General features: G+C 67.7%; 21 protein-coding genes. 12 read left to right on the forward strand and 9 right to left on the reverse strand.

Translation table 11 applies throughout. The annotated features are described in order from the left end of the window. Window positions 1-20: 20 nt before the first annotated feature. From KDK82_RS21545 to KDK82_RS21570, 6 genes are all read right to left on the reverse strand, one after another. A complete protein-coding gene (locus KDK82_RS21545) occupies window positions 21-1,682 on the reverse strand; it encodes an MFS transporter (RefSeq protein WP_088166357.1) in 1,662 nt (553 codons plus the stop codon). Next, window positions 1,672-2,127 carry a DoxX family protein gene (locus KDK82_RS21550; RefSeq protein WP_088166150.1) on the reverse strand — a complete coding sequence of 152 codons (456 nt, stop codon included), beginning with the start codon at window positions 2,125-2,127 and terminating at the stop codon, window positions 1,672-1,674. The genes KDK82_RS21545 and KDK82_RS21550 overlap by 11 nt, the downstream gene beginning before the upstream one ends. 11 nt (window positions 2,128-2,138) lie before the next feature. Further along, complete coding sequence (locus KDK82_RS21555) at window positions 2,139-4,037, reverse strand: amidohydrolase (RefSeq protein WP_218827091.1); 1,899 nt, start codon at window positions 4,035-4,037, stop codon at window positions 2,139-2,141. 124 nt (window positions 4,038-4,161) lie between these two features. Then, window positions 4,162-4,434, reverse strand: coding sequence for a XapX domain-containing protein (locus KDK82_RS21560; RefSeq protein WP_012203487.1), 273 nt, complete (start codon window positions 4,432-4,434; stop codon window positions 4,162-4,164). Window positions 4,435-4,473: 39 nt separating this feature from the next. Further along, window positions 4,474-5,172, reverse strand: a complete 699-nt coding sequence (locus KDK82_RS21565; RefSeq protein WP_088166152.1) for a hydrolase — start codon at window positions 5,170-5,172, stop codon at window positions 4,474-4,476. 68 nt (window positions 5,173-5,240) lie between these two features. After that, window positions 5,241-5,945 (reverse strand): pirin family protein, encoded by a 705-nt coding sequence (locus KDK82_RS21570; protein WP_088166153.1) that lies wholly within the window; start codon window positions 5,943-5,945, stop codon window positions 5,241-5,243. Window positions 5,946-6,047: 102 nt separating this feature from the next. Here KDK82_RS21570 and KDK82_RS21575 point away from each other — a divergent pair, with 102 nt between their 5' ends. After that, a complete protein-coding gene (locus tag KDK82_RS21575) occupies window positions 6,048-6,971 on the forward strand; it encodes a LysR family transcriptional regulator (protein ID WP_034390596.1) in 924 nt (307 codons plus the stop codon). A gap of 40 nt (window positions 6,972-7,011) precedes the next feature. Here the strand turns inward: KDK82_RS21575 and KDK82_RS21580 are convergent, their stop codons facing one another. Next, complete coding sequence (locus KDK82_RS21580; RefSeq protein ID WP_043780881.1) at window positions 7,012-7,536, reverse strand: YqaA family protein; 525 nt, start codon at window positions 7,534-7,536, stop codon at window positions 7,012-7,014. Window positions 7,537-7,641: 105 nt separating this feature from the next. On the opposite strand from KDK82_RS21580, the gene KDK82_RS21585 reads away from it, so the two are divergent. The 7 genes from KDK82_RS21585 (at window position 7,642) to KDK82_RS21615 (ending at window position 13,474) form a co-directional block, all read left to right on the forward strand. Then, on the forward strand, window positions 7,642-8,256 hold the full coding sequence (locus KDK82_RS21585) for a hypothetical protein (RefSeq protein ID WP_088166154.1): 615 nt from the start codon (window positions 7,642-7,644) through the stop codon (window positions 8,254-8,256). 143 nt (window positions 8,257-8,399) lie between these two features. After that, a complete protein-coding gene (dusB, locus tag KDK82_RS21590; protein WP_013804038.1) occupies window positions 8,400-9,470 on the forward strand; it encodes a tRNA dihydrouridine synthase DusB in 1,071 nt (356 codons plus the stop codon). After that, window positions 9,467-9,700, forward strand: a complete 234-nt coding sequence (locus tag KDK82_RS21595) for a Fis family transcriptional regulator (protein ID WP_013804037.1) — start codon at window positions 9,467-9,469, stop codon at window positions 9,698-9,700. The genes dusB and KDK82_RS21595 overlap by 4 nt, the downstream gene beginning before the upstream one ends. 44 nt (window positions 9,701-9,744) lie before the next feature. Continuing rightward, window positions 9,745-11,343, forward strand: a complete 1,599-nt coding sequence (gene purH, locus KDK82_RS21600; RefSeq protein ID WP_088166155.1) for a bifunctional phosphoribosylaminoimidazolecarboxamide formyltransferase/IMP cyclohydrolase — start codon at window positions 9,745-9,747, stop codon at window positions 11,341-11,343. Further along, window positions 11,343-11,834 (forward strand): c-type cytochrome, encoded by a 492-nt coding sequence (locus KDK82_RS21605; RefSeq protein WP_088166156.1) that lies wholly within the window; start codon window positions 11,343-11,345, stop codon window positions 11,832-11,834. The genes purH and KDK82_RS21605 overlap by 1 nt, the downstream gene beginning before the upstream one ends. A 2-nt stretch (window positions 11,835-11,836) precedes the next feature. Further along, the gene (locus KDK82_RS21610) at window positions 11,837-12,457 is read left to right on the forward strand and encodes a DNA-3-methyladenine glycosylase I (RefSeq protein WP_088166157.1); all 621 of its coding nucleotides are present in this window, start codon (window positions 11,837-11,839) and stop codon (window positions 12,455-12,457) included. A 618-nt stretch (window positions 12,458-13,075) separates the two neighbouring features. Next, window positions 13,076-13,474, forward strand: a complete 399-nt coding sequence (locus KDK82_RS21615) for a hypothetical protein (protein WP_088166158.1) — start codon at window positions 13,076-13,078, stop codon at window positions 13,472-13,474. 71 nt (window positions 13,475-13,545) lie between these two features. On the opposite strand, the gene hemL is transcribed toward KDK82_RS21615, so the two are convergent. Both hemL and KDK82_RS21625 read right to left on the reverse strand, forming a co-directional pair. Beyond that, complete coding sequence (gene hemL, locus KDK82_RS21620) at window positions 13,546-14,844, reverse strand: glutamate-1-semialdehyde 2,1-aminomutase (RefSeq protein WP_088166159.1); 1,299 nt, start codon at window positions 14,842-14,844, stop codon at window positions 13,546-13,548. 78 nt (window positions 14,845-14,922) lie between these two features. Next, window positions 14,923-15,879 carry a bifunctional hydroxymethylpyrimidine kinase/phosphomethylpyrimidine kinase gene (locus KDK82_RS21625; protein WP_088166160.1) on the reverse strand — a complete coding sequence of 319 codons (957 nt, stop codon included), beginning with the start codon at window positions 15,877-15,879 and terminating at the stop codon, window positions 14,923-14,925. A gap of 115 nt (window positions 15,880-15,994) precedes the next feature. On the opposite strand from KDK82_RS21625, the gene KDK82_RS21630 reads away from it, so the two are divergent. From KDK82_RS21630 to KDK82_RS21645, 4 genes are read left to right on the forward strand one after another with little or no spacing between them, the layout of a single operon-like run. Further along, window positions 15,995-16,147 carry a rubredoxin gene (locus KDK82_RS21630; RefSeq protein ID WP_013804031.1) on the forward strand — a complete coding sequence of 51 codons (153 nt, stop codon included), beginning with the start codon at window positions 15,995-15,997 and terminating at the stop codon, window positions 16,145-16,147. Window positions 16,148-16,194: 47 nt separating this feature from the next. Further along, entirely contained in the window at window positions 16,195-16,593 is a 399-nt protein-coding gene (locus KDK82_RS21635; protein ID WP_012203501.1) for a PleD family two-component system response regulator, read from the forward strand. Continuing rightward, window positions 16,593-16,958: a PleD family two-component system response regulator gene (locus tag KDK82_RS21640; protein WP_013804030.1), complete on the forward strand. Its 366-nt coding sequence runs from the start codon at window positions 16,593-16,595 to the stop codon at window positions 16,956-16,958. The genes KDK82_RS21635 and KDK82_RS21640 overlap by 1 nt, the downstream gene beginning before the upstream one ends. A gap of 15 nt (window positions 16,959-16,973) precedes the next feature. Continuing rightward, entirely contained in the window at window positions 16,974-17,501 is a 528-nt protein-coding gene (locus tag KDK82_RS21645) for a chemotaxis protein CheW (protein WP_012203503.1), read from the forward strand. The last annotated feature ends 9 nt before the right edge of the window (window positions 17,502-17,510 follow it).

The following is a 17,510-nucleotide window of genomic DNA, read 5'->3' on the forward strand; positions in this document are numbered from 1 at the left end:
GGCAGGCCTGCCGCAACGCTTCAGTGGGCGTGTCCGTGCGCCGGTGCCTGCGCAGGCCCGCTTGCGGCACTGGCGGCACTGGCGGCATCCAGCGCCAGGAAGTGGTGGACCACGGGCCGCTCGGGGCCGATATGAAAGCGCAGCGCCTGGGCCTGCAGATCGGCATCGGCCCTGGACACGCGCTGGTGCTGGCGCAGATGCTCGGCCCAGGACTCCACCAGGAACCACTCGATCACCCGGCCCGGCTCGCCCGTGTGCTCGGCAATGCCCCAGGCATAGGCGCCGTCGCGCCGCCGCTCGCGCGCCACATGCTGCATGGCCTCGATGAAGGCTGGCAGGTCGTCGCGGCGCACCTGGTACTCCACCTGGATCATCACCGGGCCACGGTCATGGGCCACGGGCTCGGCCAGCAGCGGCTCGGGCCAGTGGTTGGAGGCCTGCAGGTCCGCCTCGCCCGTGGGCAGCTTGATGCGGTGGAACACCAGCGAGATGGCCACCAGGCCCGCCGCGCCGATCAGCAGCGCCGTGGGAATGCCCACGCCCTGCGCGAAGAGCCCCCAGGCCAGGCTGCCGCCCGCCATGGCGCCGTTGAACACCATCAGGTAGATGGCCAGCCCGCGGCCGCGCACCCAGTTGGGCAGCACCGCCTGGGCCACGCCGTTGAGCGTGGTCAGCGCAATGATCCAGCCCAGGCCCAGCACCAGCATCAGCAGCACGGCGGCCCATTGCGGCGGCGCGGTGGACAGCGCGGCCATCACGGCGGCGCTGAGCACGGAGGACAGCAGCACCAGGCCATCGGCATCCAGCCTTTTGCGCAGGCGCGGCAGCACCAGCGCACCCAGGATGGCGCCTGCGCCCACGGCGCCCAGCATCACGCCGTAAAAGCCTGCCGAGCCGCCCAGCATGCGCCGCGCCACCAGCGGCAGCAAGGCCCAGACCGAGCTGGCGAAGAGGAAGAACACGGCGGCGCGCAGCAGCACCACATGCAGCTCGCGGCTGGAGCGGGCATAGCGCAGGCCTGCGCGGAAGGCGCCGAAGAACTGCTCGTTCAGGGCCGAGGCCTCGGCCTTGGGGCGCGTCCACCAGACCAGCGCGGCGATCACGAACACATAGCTGGCCACGTCCGCGCCATAGGCCGCCGCCGCGCCGAAGCTGGCCAGCAGCAGGCCGCCGGCCGCAGGGCCCAGGGCGCGTGCGATGTTGATGCCCAGCGAGTTCAGCGCCACCGCGTTCTTGAGGTCGCTGCGCGGCACCAGCTCGGGCACGATGGACTGCCAGGTCGGCCCCATCAGCGCCGCGCCTATGCCGCCCACGAAGGTCAGCGCCACCAGGTACTCCACGGTCAGCGTGTTGGTGCGTGCCAGCAGCAGCAGGCTGGCGCTGACGGCGGCCAGCAGGATCTGGATGCCGATCAGGAAACGGCGGCGGTCCAGGATGTCGGACAGCACGCCGGCCGGAATCGCCAGCAGGAAGATGGGCAGCGTGGCCGCCGTCTGGATCAGAGCCACGGCGGCCGGGCTGGCCGACAGCTCGGTCACCATCCAGGAGCTGGCCACATCGCGCATGAAGCTGCCGATATTGCCCAGCACCGTGGCCGCCCACAGCACCGCGAACACGGGCTGGCGCAGCGGCGCGAAGCTGCCGGAGGCGGTGGTTGCGGGTGCGCTCGAATCAGCGGACATGGCGCTCTCCCAGGTCATGCCAGGCGACGAACAGGAAGCCGCCGACCAGGCCCAGATGCTCGAAGAAGGAATTGGCCGCCATGAAGCGCTCCTGCCCTGCAGGAAGCTCCCAGAAGCGCAGCGCGACGAAGGTGGCCAGCAGCGTGAACGCGGCCAGCGCCAGGGCGCCCAGCCAGCGCAGCCGGCCGGTGATGATCATGGCCGAGGCGCCCAGCTCCAGCGCGATCACCAGGACTGCGAACAGAGGTGCCGGCGACAGGCCGAAGTGGGCCATCTCGCCCAGCGCACCGGGAAAGTCGGTGAGCTTGACCAGGCCGCCCTGCAGATAGGCGGCGCACAGGCCCAGGTAGGCCACCAGGCGCACGGCCTGGCTGCCGAACACCGGGCGCGCGGCGGCCGCAAGGCGGCCGGAGAAAGTACTGGCTTGGGTCATGGCGGGTGTCATGCGTGTGGTCCTCAGGCCATCCAGCAGGAGCAGCCCAGCGCGCCGAAGAAGCTCTTGGGGTCGGAGGCCGGCACGTTCGAGGCCCATGCGTCGGCATGGCTGTGGCCGTGCATGCCGCAGCTGGTGCCGCAGCCGCAGGCCGCCGCCAGGCTGCGGTAGCGCGCGGGGTTGAGCGAGTTCCTGCCCGCACCCTCGGGCTCGCCCCAGGCGCCGTAGCCGCCAAAGCGCCGCACGGGCGACCAGTCGGGCATGGCCGGCGGCAGCGGGTTGTCGTCATGCTGCTGGAAGGGACCTGCGCCATAGACCACGCGGCCGCCCACCACGGTGAGGTCGGAGGTGAGGAAGGAGATCTCGTCCTCGGGCACGGCGAAGTAGTCCTTGCTGGGCACGATCATGTCGGCCAGCTGGCCCACCTGGATGCGGCCGCGCAGGCCTTCCTCGTTGGAGAACCAGGCCACGTTCTCGGTCCACATGCGCAGCGCGGTCTCGCGGTCCAGCAGGTTGCGCTGGGGGTACATCTGCAGGCCGCCCACGGTCTTGCCCGTCACCATCCACGACAGCGACACCCAGGGGTTGTAGGAGGCCACGCGCGTGGCGTCCGTGCCGGCCGAGGTCTTCACGCCGCGCTCCAGGATCTTCTTGACGGGCGGCGTGGCCTCGGTGGCGCGTGCGCCGTAGCGTTCGGTGAAATACTCGCCCTGGTAGGCCATGCGGTGCTGCACGGCAACGCCGCCGCCCAGCGCCGCAATGCGGTCGATGGACTTGTCCGAAATGGTCTCGGCATGGTCGAAGAACCAGTTCAGGCCGTTGATGGGCGTGTCGCGGTGCACCTTCTCGAACACATCGAGCGCGCGCGAGATGGTCTCGTCATAGGTGGCGTGCAGGCGCCACGGCCATTGGTTCTGCACCAGCACGCGCACCACTTCCTCCAGGTCGCCCTCCATGCTGGGGGGCATGTCGGGGCGCGGCTGGCGGAAGTCCTCGAAGTCGGCGGCCGAGTACACCAGCATCTCGCCCGCGCCGTTGTGGCGGAAATAGTCGTTGCCCTGCTTGTACTTCACGCTTTGCGTCCAGTTGAGGAAGTCGGCCTTCTCCTCCTTGGGCTTTTGCGTGAACAGGTTGTAGGCCAGGCGCACGGTGATCTGGTTGGCGTCGCTGAGCTTCTGGATCACGTCGTAGTCGTCGGGGTAGTTCTGAAAGCCCCCGCCCGCATCGATGACGCCGGTCACGCCCAGGCGGTTGAGTTCGCGCATGAAGTGGCGCGTGGAATTCACCTGGTAGTCCAGCGGCAGCTTGGGGCCCTTGGCTAGCGTGCTGTAGAGGATGGTGGCGTTGGGCTTGGCCAGCAGCAGGCCCGTGGGGTTGCCGTTGGCATCGCGCGTGATCTCGCCGCCTGCGGGCTGGGGCGTGTCGCGGGTGTAGCCCACGGCACGCAGGGCGGCGGCGTTGAGCAGGGCGCGGTCATACAGGTGCAGCAGGAACACCGGCGTATCGGGTGCGATGGCATTGATCTCGTCGATGGTGGGCAGGCGCTTTTCCACGAACTGGTGCTCGGTGAACCCCCCGACCACGCGCACCCACTGCGGCGCAGGCGTGATGGCCACCTGGCGCTTGAGCATGTCCAGCGCATCGGCCAGCGAGCGCACGCCGTCCCAGCGCAGCTCCAGGTTGAAGTTCAGGCCGCCACGGATCACGTGCGTGTGGTTGTCGAACAGGCCGGGCAGCACACTGCGGCGCTGCAGATCGATGCGGCGCGTGCCGCTGCCGGCCAGGGCCAGCACCTCGGCGTCCGAGCCCACGGCGATGAACCGGCCGTCCTTCACGGCCACGGCGGTGGCGGTGGGCTGGGCCTTGTTCAGCGTGGTGAAGCGGCCGTTGTGGAAGATGACTTCGGGCGTGGAATCGGACATGGAGGCTCCTTGGCGAGCGTTGGTGGTGCAACCCAGCAGTCCACCCATGGCAAGGGTGGCGGCGGAGCCCAGGACTTTTCTGCGCGTGGTCATGGTGCAGTTTTCTTGGAGAGAGGGGGAGGGGTCAGCCGTGGTGCCGATCGGCATCGGCATCGGCGTTCTTGCGGCCGGGCAGCTGGCCCAGCACATGCTCGGTGGCCTGCGTCTTGCTGCAGGCGCTGCGCAGGTCCATGCCCTGCAGCAGATGCCGGCCCACGGGCACGATCTGCTCGCCGGCCAGGATGCCCAGCAGGCCGACCAGGGCCACCAGCGGCGGTGCGGGCGAGCGCACCTGCAGCAGGCTGTAGACCACACCGACCAGCAGGCCGGCCCCCAGGGAAAGTGCATAGAGCTTCATGGCGAGACTCCTTTGGCGGGCCGGCGGCGGCGCTGGTGCTCAGACCTTGGCGGGGTTCGGGCCCATGGTCTCGCCGTGCTGCACGCGCTCGGCGGCCTTGTGCACCATGGTGTAGGCATAGTCCACGCCCATGCCGTAGGCGCCGGAATGCTCGCGCACGATGTCCATCACCGCGTCGTAGGTCTCGCGGCGGGCCCAGTCGCGCTGCCATTCCAGCAGCACCTGCTGCCAGGTCACGGGCACCACGCCGGCCTGCACCATGCGGTCCATGGCGTAGTTGTGCGCGTCCAGCGACGTGCCGCCCGAGGCGTCGGCCACCATGTAGATCTCGTAGTCCGTGTCATGCAGGGCCGACAGGGCGAAGGTGGTGTTGCACACCTCGGTCCACAGGCCGGAGACCACGATCTTCTTGCGGCCCTGGGCGGCGTTCCTGGCCAGTGCGTCCCGCACGTTCTGGTCGTCCCAGGAATTCATGGAGCTGCGCTCCAGCAGTGGGTGCTCGGGGAACACGGCCAGCAGTTCGGGATAGGTGTGGCCGGAGAAGCTGCCCGTCTCCACCGTGGTGATGGTGGCGGGAATGCCGAAGGCCTTGGCCGCCTTGGCCAGGCCCACCACGTTGTTCTTGAGCACCTGGCGGTCGATGGACTGCACGCCGAAGGCCATCTGGGGCTGCTGGTCGATGAAGATGATCTGGCTGTTGGCGGGCGTCAGGACTTCGAGGTACTTGCGGTCGGTCATGGTGATCTCCTGGAGGGGTTGGACGGGGTACGGGAAATGTTTTCTTGGGAAGAGGCGGGCAGGGCGCTTCAGCGCGCCGTGTCGACGAGCACCAGCTCGGTGTCGGCCAGGGCCGTCACACGGAAGCTGTCCACATCGCTGATGGCGGCGCCGTCGCGCTCCTGCAGCGTCACGCCGTCGATCTGCACCGAGCCGCTGGCCGGCACCAGGTAGCCCAGGCGGTCGCGGCCGATGCGGTACTCCGTGCTCTCGCCGGCCTTCAGCGTGGCGCCCAGCACCCGGGCGGCCGTGCGGATGGGCAGGGCGTCCTCGTCACCGGGCAGGCCGCTGGCCAGGGCCACGAAGCTGCCCGAGCGCTCGCCCTTGGGGAAGGGCTTGGCACCCCAGGACGGGGGCTGCTGGCCGCGCTCGTCGGGCATGATCCAGATCTGGAAGATCCGCGTCGTGTCCTTTTCCTGGTTGTATTCCGAGTGGCGGATGCCGGTGCCCGCGCTCATCACCTGCACATCGCCCGCTTCGGTGTGGCCCTTGTTGCCCAGGCTGTCCTGGTGGGTGATGGCGCCTTCACGGACATAGGTGATGATTTCCATGTTGGCGTGGGCATGGGGCGGGAAGCCCGTGCCGGCGGCGATGGTGTCGTCGTTCCACACCCGCAGCGCGCCCCAGCCCATGCGGGCCGGATCGTGGTAGCCGGCGAAGGAAAAGTGATGCTTGGCATCGAGCCAGCCGTGGTTGGCACCGCCAAGGGCTTGGAAGGGACGGCGTTCGATCATGGTGTTCTCCTGCTGCGTTGTGTGTTGCGATGGATGAACTTTATGTTTTGCCGATCAAGAAGAGAATAGAAAATATGCAAAGACATCTATTCCAAAACTTTCATGCCAAGACTTCCTGACCTCGAAGCCTGGGCCGTCTTCGCCAAGGTGGCCGAAACGGGCTCTTTCGCCAAGGCCGCCGCCGACCTGGGCGTCTCCCAGCCCACCATCTCCAAGGCCATCACGCGGCTGGAGACGCGGCTCAAGACCAGCCTGTTCCACCGCACCTCGCGGCGCATGTCGCTGACGGCCAGCGGCCAGGCCTCGCTGGAGCGCGCCGCGCGCATCCTGGCCGAGGGCGAGGCCGTGGAGGCCGAGATCAGCGAGCAGTCCAAAAGCCTGCGCGGCCCCATCCGCATTGCGGCGCCCATGTCGTTCGGCATCTCGCACCTGGCGCCGGCCGTGCCCGCCTTCATGGCCGAGCACCCGGAAGTCACGCTGGACCTGCACTTCAGCGACGAGCTGATCGACGTCGTGGCCCAGGGCTTCGACATCGCGCTGCGCATCTCCTCGCTGCCCGACTCCAGCCTGCTGGCGCGGCGCCTGTGCACGGTGCGCCTGCTGCTGGTGGGATCACCCGAATACTTCGAGCGCCACGGCCGCCCCACCCATCCGCGCGAGCTGGCGCAGCACCGCGCGCTGCGCTATGTGCACAGCCGCCTGGGCGAGGCCTGGCGCTTCGTGCATGCGCGCCGCGGCGAGTTCGCCCAGGTCGTTCCCACGGCCATGCGCGTGAACAATGCCGAGGGCCTGGCGCCGGCCCTGCGCGCCGGGCTGGGCCTGGCCCTGCAGCCCGAATTCCTGGCCTGGGAAGATTTGCAATCGGGTGCGCTGCAGACCTGCATGGACGACTGGCAGGTGCCCTCCATCGCCCTGCACATCGTCACGCCGCCGGGGCGCGCCCGGCCGGCGCGCGTGCAGGCGCTGATCGATTTCCTGGCTGCGCACTTCGCGCTGGCGCCCTGGGCGCGTGAGCCGCAGGCGTAGATCGCAAAAAGGGGAGGGCTTCGGTGGGAGGGCTTCGGCCTCAGCTGGCCCAGGAGGCCGGCAGCAGCTGCAGCAGCACCACCGTCATCACCACATAGCGCAGGAACTTGCCGATGGCCATGTAGAACACGCAGGGCCAGAACGGCAGCCGCAGCCAGCCGGCCACGGCGCACAGCGGATCGCCCACCACGGGCAGCCAGCTCAGCAGGCAGGCCTTGGCGCCCAGGCGGCGCAGCCACACGCGGGCGCGGCGCTCATGGCGGGACAGGGCGCGGGGCGGCTTGGCCCGCAGATCCTCGGGCAGTCCGGCGCGCCGCCGCTCGCGGGCCGCGCGCCAGGCCTTGTGCGCACCCAGGCCCATCCACCAGCTGATGGCGCCGCCCAGCGTATTGCCGGCCGTGGCCACGAAGACCGTTTGCCAGAACAGATCGGGGTTGAGCTGCAGCAGGCCGACCACCGCAGGCTCGGAGCCCAGCGGCAGCAGCGTGGCCGAAATCAGGGCCACGATGAACACGGTGCTGAGGCCGAACTGCGGCAGCGCCAGCCAGCTCAGCAATTGATGCATCCAGACTTCCATAGGTGCTGTAAGTGTAGGTCTGCGCTGGCTGACGCTTTGTCGGCCTGAAGCTATCGTGGGGCCTGTTCCAGAACCACAAGCACAGGGGGCGTCATGCAGACAGGGCGGATTGCAGGATGGGCGGGATGCGCGGCATTGGGAATGGCAGCAGCCGGCTTGGCCGGCTGCGCTGCGTTGCAGCCATCGCCGGGCAAGGACACCACCGTGGTGGCTCAGGCCGCTGCCCAGGCGCCGCCCACCCAGGCTGCACCGCCCTCCGCCTGGAGCAAGGCGCTGCAGGCCAAGGGCTGCACCCTGCCGGACCCGGCCGTGGGCGACAGGCTGGAGCAGCTGCAGCGCGAGCTGGAGCCGCTGGGCCTGGAGCCGCGTCTGCAAGGCTGCGTGAGCCTGGCCGGGTCCGAGCCCGGCCCGGCCCTGGTGCTGGACGCCTGGGTGACCGACGGGCGCAAGGCCATGGCCGTGGTGCGCGGCCCGCTGGCCGACGGCGAGGCGCTGGACCTGGGACTGGAGGCTGGGCTGCAGACAGCTGGGCTGCAGGCAGCCGGGCAGCCGAAAGCCGGGCTGCAGAAGGTCGGCCTGCGCCCCATGCCCGACGACCAGGTCTCTCCCGACGTGCAATTCAACCGCCGCTGGTGGCAGGGCCGGCTGGGTGCCTACGGGCTGCAGGCCGTTCCGGGCCAGGTGCGCACCTTCGTGCCCACACCATGAAAACTGCGCACTGTCTTGTTTTCGCTGCTTGGCCGTCTTGACGGCCCGGTTTTAGCCCTGCTGAAAATTTGGGCAGGTACAATCTTGGTCCTTTGTTGCCGCCCGTTTTGTGCTCGGCGCGCGCATTTTCTCCGGCTTTTCCGATGTCTTCCCCACCCCTGTCCATAGGCCCCCATGCCCTGGCCAATCGCCTGTTCGTCGCCCCCATGGCCGGGGTGACGGATCGGCCGTTCCGCCAGCTGTGCAAGGCCCTGGGCGCGGGCTACGCGGTCAGCGAGATGGTGACATCACGCAAGGACCTGTGGAACAGCCTCAAGACCTCGCGCCGCGCCAACCATGAAGGCGAGCCCGGCCCCATCGCGGTGCAGATCGCGGGCACGGACGCCGAGATGATGGCCGAGGCCGCGCGCTACAACCTGGACCGCGGCGCCCAGATCATCGACATCAACATGGGCTGCCCGGCCAAGAAGGTCTGCAACAAATGGGCCGGCTCGGCCCTGATGCAGAACGAGGCCCTGGCCGTGGAGATTGCCCAGGCTGTTGTAGAGGCCTGCGCCCCGCACGGCGTGCCCGTCACGCTGAAGATGCGCACCGGCTGGTGCGACGCGCACAGGAACGCCGTGGTGCTGGCCCGCCGCTTCGAGGAGGTGGGCATACAGATGCTCACCGTGCACGGCCGCACGCGCGAGCAGGGTTACAAGGGCTTTGCCGAGTACGACACCATCGCTGCCGTCAAGGCGGCGGTGCGCGTGCCCGTGGTGGCCAATGGCGACATCACCAGCCCCGAGAAGGCGCGCGACGTGCTCGCCTACACGGGCGCCGATGCCGTGATGATCGGCCGCGCGGCCCAAGGCCGGCCGTGGATCTTCCGCGAGATCGCGCACTTCATGGCCACGGGCGAGCACATGGCCCCGCCGCTGGTGGCCGAGCTGCGCCGGCTGCTGCTGGACCACCTGCAGGACCACTACAGCCTGTACGGCGAGGGCACCGGCGTGCGCAGCGCGCGCAAGCACATCGCCTGGTACCTGCGCAGCCTGCCGGGCGGTGAAGCATTCAGACAACACATCAACACCATCGAGGACTGCGCGGTGCAATGGCAGGCCGTGGCCGACTATCTGGACGCCCTGGGCGCACAGATGGACCGGATACCGGCCGCCATCGATGCCGGCGCCACAAGCGCCGAATTCGGAGAGCCCGCAGGAATGACAGTATGAGCAACCAGAACATCGAACAATGCGTGCGTGAAAGCCTGGAGGGGTATTTCCGCGATCTCGACGGCGAAAAGCCCAACGGCATGTACGACATGCTGATCCACCTGGTCGAAAAGCCGCTGCTGGAAGTGGTGATGACCCAGGCCGACAACAACCAGTCCCGCGCTGCCGACTGGCTGGGCCTGAACCGCAACACGCTGCGCAAGAAGCTGCTCGAGCACGACATGCTCTGAGCGGCACGAATCTCCATTTTTTCAAACTCCCTGCACTGACGCCCATGAACGCCCTGCTCTCCGTCTCTGACAAGACCGGTATCGTCGAATTCGCCCAAGGCCTGCACGCCCTGGGCATCAAGCTGCTGTCCACCGGCGGCACCGCCAAGCTGCTGGCCGAGGCCGGCCTGCCCGTGACCGAGGTGGCCGAAGTCACCCAGTTCCCCGAAATGCTGGACGGCCGCGTCAAGACCCTGCACCCCAAGGTCCACGGCGGCCTGCTGGCGCGCCGCGAGCTGCCCGCCCACATGGCGGCCCTCAAGGAGCACGGCATCGACACCATCGACCTGCTGGTAGTGAACCTCTACCCCTTCGAGGCCACCGTGGCCAAGGCCGGCTGCACGCTGGCCGACGCCATCGAGAACATCGACATCGGCGGCCCGGCCATGGTGCGCTCTGCCGCCAAGAACTGGGCCGACGTGGGCGTGATCACCGACGCCGGCCAGTACGAGGCCGTGCTGGGTGAACTCAAGGCCAACGGAAAGCTGTCCGACAAGCTGCGCTTTGCGCTGTCCGTGGCCGCCTTCAACCGCATCGCCCAGTACGACGGCGCCATCAGCGACTACCTCTCCAGCGTGAAGTTCGAGGACGAGAAGCTCTCCGAAACCTACGTGCCCGAGCGCAGCCCCTTCCCCGACCAGAGCAACGGCCACTTCACCAAGGTGCAGGACCTGCGCTACGGCGAAAACAGCCACCAGCAGGCCGCCCTGTACCGCGACCTGTATCCGGCTCCCGGCTCCCTGGTCACGGGCGAGCAGCTGCAGGGCAAGGAGCTGTCGTACAACAACATCGCCGACGCCGACGCCGCCTGGGAATGCGTCAAGAGCTTCGAGCAGCCTGCCTGCGTGATCGTCAAGCACGCCAACCCCTGCGGCGTGGCCGTGGGCAAGGACGCGCACGAAGCCTATGCCAAGGCCTTCCAGACCGACCCCACCAGCGCCTTCGGCGGCATCATCGCCTTCAACCGCACGGTGGACAAGGCGGCGGCCGAGGCCGTGGTCAAGCAGTTCGTCGAGGTGCTGATGGCTCCCGACTTCACGGCCGAGGCGCTGGAAATCTTCAAGCCCAAGGTCAATGTGCGCCTCATGAAGATCGCCCTGCCGGCCGGCGGCGAGCGCGCCTGGGACCAGGGCCGCAACGCCATGGACGCCAAGCGCGTCGGCTCGGGCCTGCTGCTGCAGACCGCCGACAACCATGAGCTGGCCCTGGCCGACCTCAAGGTCGTCACCGTCAAGCAGCCTACCCCCGAAGAACTGCAGGACCTGCTGTTCGCCTGGAAGGTCGCCAAGTACGTCAAGAGCAATGCCATCGTGTTCTGCAAGAACGGCATGACCATGGGTGTGGGCGCAGGCCAGATGAGCCGCCTGGACTCGGCGCGCATCGCCTCCATCAAGGCCGAGGCCGCCAAGCTGAGCCTGCAGGGCACGGTCGTGGCCAGCGATGCCTTCTTCCCCTTCCGCGACGGCCTGGACGTGGTCGTTGACGCAGGCGCCACCTGCGTGGCCCAGCCCGGCGGCTCCATGCGCGACCAGGAAGTCATTGACGCCGCCAACGAGCGCGGCGTCGCCATGGTCTTCACCGGCGTGCGCCACTTCCGCCACTGATGGCCGGCCAACTGCCTCCTGACGCAGACGACGAGGGCTACGACGCCCCCCACCGGCCCCGCTGGCTGGGCTGGGCGCTCGTGGTCTTCATGCTGCTGGTGGCGCTGGGTGTCTTCAACATCGGCTGGCGCATCATGCGCGGGCCGGCTGTCGGGGCCACCACGGCGGCGGCCAATGCGGCCCCGGCCGCCGCTGCCGTGACAGCCGACGCGCAGCTGGCCGCCGGCAAGGCCCTGGTGGAAGGCAATGACTGCCTGCGCTGCCACGGCCTGGTGCGCCACTACGTGGGCCCGTCCTTCCAGCAGATCGCCGAGCGCTACCGGGCCCGCGAAGATGCCGCCGACTACCTGGCGCGCAAGATCCGCGAGGGCGGGGCCGGCGAATGGGGCCGCGCCATCATGCCGCGCCACCCGCACCTCGATACGGCGCAATCCCTGCAGATGGCGGCCTGGCTGCTGTCCCTCCCCTCTGCCGAGCCCGGGAAGTCCTGACCATGTCCCGCCTGTTCACCGCCCCTGACGGCCGGCCGCGCTGCCACTGGTGCGCCGCCACGGACAACTACCTGGCCTACCACGACCGTGAATGGGGCTTTCCCGTCACCGACGACCGGCGCCTGTTCGAGAAGCTCAGCCTCGAAGGCTTCCAGTCCGGCCTGAGCTGGCTGACCATCCTCAACAAGCGCGAGAACTTCCGCGCGGCCTTTGCGGGCTTCGACTTCCACCAGGTTGCGCGCTTCACCGAAGACGACGTGCTGCGGCTGCTGGGCGATGCGGGCATCGTGCGGCATCGCGGCAAGATCGAGGCCGTGATCAACAACGCGCAGCGGGCGCTGGAGATGGTGGAGGCGCAAGGCTCGCTGTCGGCCTTCTTCTGGCGCCATGCGCCTGCGCCTGCGCCTGCGCCTGCACCTGTGACCGGTGACGGGCCCGTGTCCGAGACGGCCGAGTCTCGGGCGCTGTCCAAGGAGCTGAAGAAGCTCGGTTGGAAGTTCGTGGGGCCTACGACTGTCTACTCGTTCATGCAGGCCATGGGGTTGGTCAATGACCATGCTTTGGGGTGTGTGGTGAGGGGTGAGGTGGAGCGGGCACGGGGTGCGTTTCTGCTTGGTGCTTGAGCTGGGGTCTGGTTTTTGACCCTGCCGGGTGGTTGTTTTTCGAGGCCGGGTCTCGGCCCGGCGGCCGACCACCTTTCTTGATCGCCAAGAAAGGTGGCCAAAGAAGGCGACCCGAATGTCCGCGACCCTCCGCTTCGCTGCGGGCAACCTGCGTCGGGCCGCCTGCGGGGTTCGCCGCAGAACTCACTGCGCGCTGCGCGCTCCGTTCAAACAACTGCGGCGAGTCAGTTGACGAAGCAATCCTGTCCTTCGGCAGGACTGCAACCCCGCAGACGGCCCGACGCAGGCGCTGACATACGGGGGGGTGGAGGCGGGCCGTCGCTGCGCTCGGCCTGGTTTTGAAGTACTCAGCTATTACACTTGCGGCAGGCCGAAAGGCCCGGTGTGTCGAAGCATCTTTTCAACAGCGTTTGTGACCCCCAGCGAAAAGCGGGGTTCTGTCATGTCCAGATCTTTGGGACTGGCGCGTTCGTGCGCGCGAGTCCTGTCGGTTACGGGCGGGATGGGGCTACCCGTAAGGGCGTCCGCACGGCTGTTGACGTGCTTCGAACATCCCGTCCACCTGTTTCCGTGTCGAAGCGGCGCGGGTGGTTCCTTGATTCCAACAGGAGCCAAGACATGCACCCTCTCACCGCCGTACAGGCGAACTCTCCCCAACCACCCCTTCTTCCCACCTGGCAGCAGGCCATGCATGCTTCGCTGGGCCTGGTGCACAGCACGCTGCAGCAGTTGATCGAGCTGATGACCGACGATCCCGACAGGGACGACAGTGAAATCGATGTGGACTGCGCCGTGGAGCTGGCGCTGGAACACATCAAGCGCATGAGTGTCCAGCAGCACGCGGACCGCTATGCCTTCGAGGTGGAATGGGTCAAGGCAACGGCGGCGCTGCGGCTGGCGCAGGGCGCCTTCGGGCGGCCGGAATCACGCTTCGGCTTGCGGCTCAAGGACGCTATCCAGCAGCTGGAGATGCTGCCGGAGCTGGTGGAGTTCGTGGACCAGGGCGACGACGAGTGATGTGACCTGCACGCCAGCGCCGGATCACGGCGTTGGTGGCGTTGGCGTGCAAGGGAAGATATCTGCGGATATCAGAGCGTCTTGAACACTTCGCGCGCGGCTTCGATGGTTTTGTCGATGTCCGCGTCCGTGTGCGCGGCGCTCACGAAGCCGGCCTCGTACAGGGCGGGCGCGAAGTAGTGGCCGCGCTCCAGCATGCCGTGGAAGAAGCGGTTGAAGCGGGCGCCATCGGTCTTCATGACCTCGGTCCAGGTGCTGGGCAGCTCGGGCAGCAGGTAGAAGCCGAACAGGCCGCCCTGGTGGTCCACGCTGAAGGGCACGCCGGCGGCGTCGGCCTCGGCCTTGAAGCCGGCCATCAGGCGGCCGGTCTTCGCGTGCAGGGCGTCGTGGAAGCCCGGCTCGCTGATCAGCTCCAGCGTCTTGAGGCCGCAGGCCGTGGCGATGGGGTTGCCCGACAGGGTGCCGGCCTGGTAGACCGGGCCCAGGGGCGAGAGCTTTTTCATGATCTCGCGGCGCGCGCCGAAGGCCGCCATGGGCATGCCGCCGCCGATGACCTTGCCCAGCACGGTGATGTCGGGCGCAAAGCCTTCGATCTGCTGGGCGTACAGGCTCTGGGCGCTGCCCAGGGCCACGCGAAAGCCGGTCATCACCTCGTCGTAGACCATCAGCGCGCCATGCTCGCGCGTGAGTTCGCGGATGCGGCGCGTGAAGGGCACGCTGGCGCGCACGAAGTTCATGTTGCCGGCAATGGGCTCCATGATCACGCAGGCGATCTGGTCGCCGAACTGGGCGAAGGCCTCCTCGAGCTGGCCCACGTCGTTGTATTCCAGCACCACGGTGTCCTTGACCACGTCCTGCGGCACGCCGGCCGAGGAGGAGGCGCCAAAGGTCGCCAGGCCCGAGCCGGCCTTGACCAGCAGGGCGTCGGCATGGCCGTGGTAGCAGCCGTTGAACTTGATGATCTTGTTGCGGCCCGTGAAGCCGCGCGCCAGGCGCAGCGCGCTCATGCCGGCCTCGGTGCCCGAGCTGACCATGCGCACCATGTCCATGGAAGGCATGAGCGAGAGGATCTTCTCGGCCAGCACGACCTCGCGCTCCGTGGGCGCGCCGAAGGAGAAGCCTTCCAGCGCGGCGGCCTGCACGGCGGCCATTACCTCGGGGTGGCCGTGGCCCAGGATCATCGGACCCCAGGAGCCGATGTAGTCGGTGAACTGCTGGGCGTTCTCGTCCCAGAAATGCGCGCCCTGCGCACGGCGCACGAAGCGCGGCGTGCCGCCCACGGCGTTGAAGGCGCGCACGGGTGAATTCACGCCGCCGGGGATCACGGCCTTGGCGCGTTCGAACAGGGGAATATTCAGGTCAGTGGTCATAGTGCAGGAGTCTGCCATGTGCGGGGTACAAGCCAGAGGCGCCAAGCAAGGGCGCAGCCGCTCAGGGGGTGGCCTGCCTCAATGCTTGGTGTCATGGGGCGGCATCACGAAGCCTTCGATGGCCTGGGTGTCGGCGTCAAGCTCGGTGAGCGGCTCGGCGGCCTCGGCGTCTTCGTCCTCGGGCTCAGGCTGGGCCCAGAACATGCGGTCCGGGATGAAGTGGCCCATGCCGGGGCGAAAGCCGCTGTCCAGGCTGCGGTCCAGGTACTCCAGCGCCTCCTGCGTGGCCAGCCCCAGGTCGTTGCCGCTGGCCACCAGGGCCGCCAGCGCGGCCGACAGGGTGTCGCCCGAGCCGGTGAACGTGGCGTCGAACATCTCGTACTTGCTGTTGCCCAGCACGGACTGCGCCGTGGCCAGCACGTTGTCCACGAACTGGTCGGGCAGGGGGATGCCGGTGACCAGCACGTAGGGCACTTCCAGGGCCTCGGCCGCCATGGCGATGTCGCGCGCCGTGGGGCTGCGGCTGTTGCTCCAGTCGGGCAGCAGCCAGCGGCACAGCGTACTGTGGCTTCCAACCAACACAGAGGTTTGCGGCAGCACAAGCTCCTTGAGCGCGTCCATGTACTGGTCGAGCGGGTCTTCCTCCCACCACGACAGGTCCGGCATGTAGCAGACGATGGGGATGTCGGGATAGTCGGAAGCTATCTCGGCGATCGCCGCCAGGTTGCCCGGGCTGCCCACGAAGCCGACCTTGATGGCGGACACGGGTATGTCCTCCAGCACGGCGCGCGCCTGCTCGGCCACGGCCTCGTCGTCAAAGGGAAAATGCTCGAAGATCTTGGCCGAATCGCGTGCGTAGGCACCCGTGACCACGGGCAGCGGATGACCGCCGACCGAGGCGATGGTGGCGATATCGGCCGACAGGCCACCTGCTCCGCTGGGGTCGCTGGCGTTGAAGACCAGCACGCACACGGGAGCGGTTTCGTCCACCAATTCGGTGTCGAGACTGGGGGAGTTGGAGGGGTTCAATGCCATGGCTCAGCCCAGTTTGCGCCCCGCCAGCGAAGGCCGTGGCGGGTGGTTATGACTAGATACAATCGTTGCATTCTATGTGAAGGCCCTTTAAGCTGTGACCGACCCTAAAACTTGGATGTGCTTGATCTGCGGGTGGATCTATGACGAGGCGCAAGGCTGCCCCGAGCATGGCATCGCACCCCAGACGCGTTGGGATGACGTGCCCATGAATTGGACCTGTCCCGAATGCGGTGCACGTAAAGAAGACTTTGAGATGGTCGAAATCTGAGCGCGGGACCACCCGCGCCGACTCATACATTTCCGGGAGGTTTCTCAGTGACGACATCGGGCGCACCCTTGCGCGTACTCGTGGTGGATGACAGCAATACCATCCGCCGCAGCGCAGAAATCTTCCTCAAACAGGGCGGGCACGAAGTGCTCCTGGCCGACGACGGCTTCGACGCACTGTCCAAAGTCAACGACTATCAGCCCCAGCTGATCTTCTGCGACATCCTCATGCCCAAGCTGGACGGCTACCAGACCTGCGCCATCATCAAGCGCAACGCGCGCTTCTCCGATACGCCCGTGGTCATGCTCTCGTCCAAGGACGGCGTATTCGACAAGGCGCGCGGGCGCATGGTGGGCTGCCAGGACTACCTCACGAAACCCTTCACCAAAGACCAGCTGCTGCAGGCCGTGGAGCAGTTCGGCAAGCAAACCATAGGAGCACTTTGATGCCCATCCGCAAAGTCCTGGTCGTGGACGATTCCAAGACCGAACTGATGTTTCTGTCCGACATGCTGCAAAAGCAGGGACTGCAGGTGCGTACGGCCGAGAACGGCGAAGAAGCCCTGCGCAGCCTGGCCGAAGACCGGCCCGACCTGATCCTGATGGACGTGGTCATGCCCGGCCAGAACGGCTTTCAGCTCACGCGCGCCATCACGCGCGACCCGCTGTACGCGGACCTGCCCATCATCATGTGCACCAGCAAGAACCAGGAAACCGACCGGGTCTGGGGCATGCGCCAGGGCGCGCGTGACTACATCACCAAGCCGGTGGATGCAGGCGAGCTGCAGGCCAAGATCGCGGCGCTGAACTGACGCGGTGCGCTGGCCATGGCGAACCGTGAAGCACTGCGCGATCTGCAATCCCGTCTGGCCGGCCGTCTCCAGGCCGCACGCAGCGAAGGCGTCAAGGTGGCGGCCTGGCTGGCCGTCCAGGCCGGCGGGCGCAACTACCTGATGCCGCTGGGCCAGTCCGGCGAGATCTTTCCCTGGGCCGGCGTACAGCCCGTGCCCTATACAAAGCCCTGGTTCCTGGGCATTGCCAACCTGCGCGGCACCCTGGCCGGGGTGATCGACCTGGCCAGCCTGCTGGGCCATGGCGTGGCGCGCAGCGAACCGGCGCTGGCCGAGTCCAGCCTGCTGGCCTTCAATGCCGCGCTGGAAGTGAACGCCTCCCTGCTGGTGGACCGCCTGCAGGGCCTGCGCAGCGCCGACGCCTTTGTGCGCACCGAGCCCGCGCCCGAGCAATCCCCCGCCTTTTTCGGCCCCGTGCATATCGATGAAGCGGGCCACCGCTGGCAGGAGCTGCAATTGCAGCGCCTGTCCCAAACCTCCGAGTTTCTGAGCATTCGCGCCTGAGTTTCTGAA

The sequence above is a fragment of the Delftia sp. K82 genome (genome assembly GCF_002193035.1).
In the GTDB taxonomy this organism is placed as follows: domain Bacteria; phylum Pseudomonadota; class Gammaproteobacteria; order Burkholderiales; family Burkholderiaceae_C; genus Comamonas; species Comamonas acidovorans.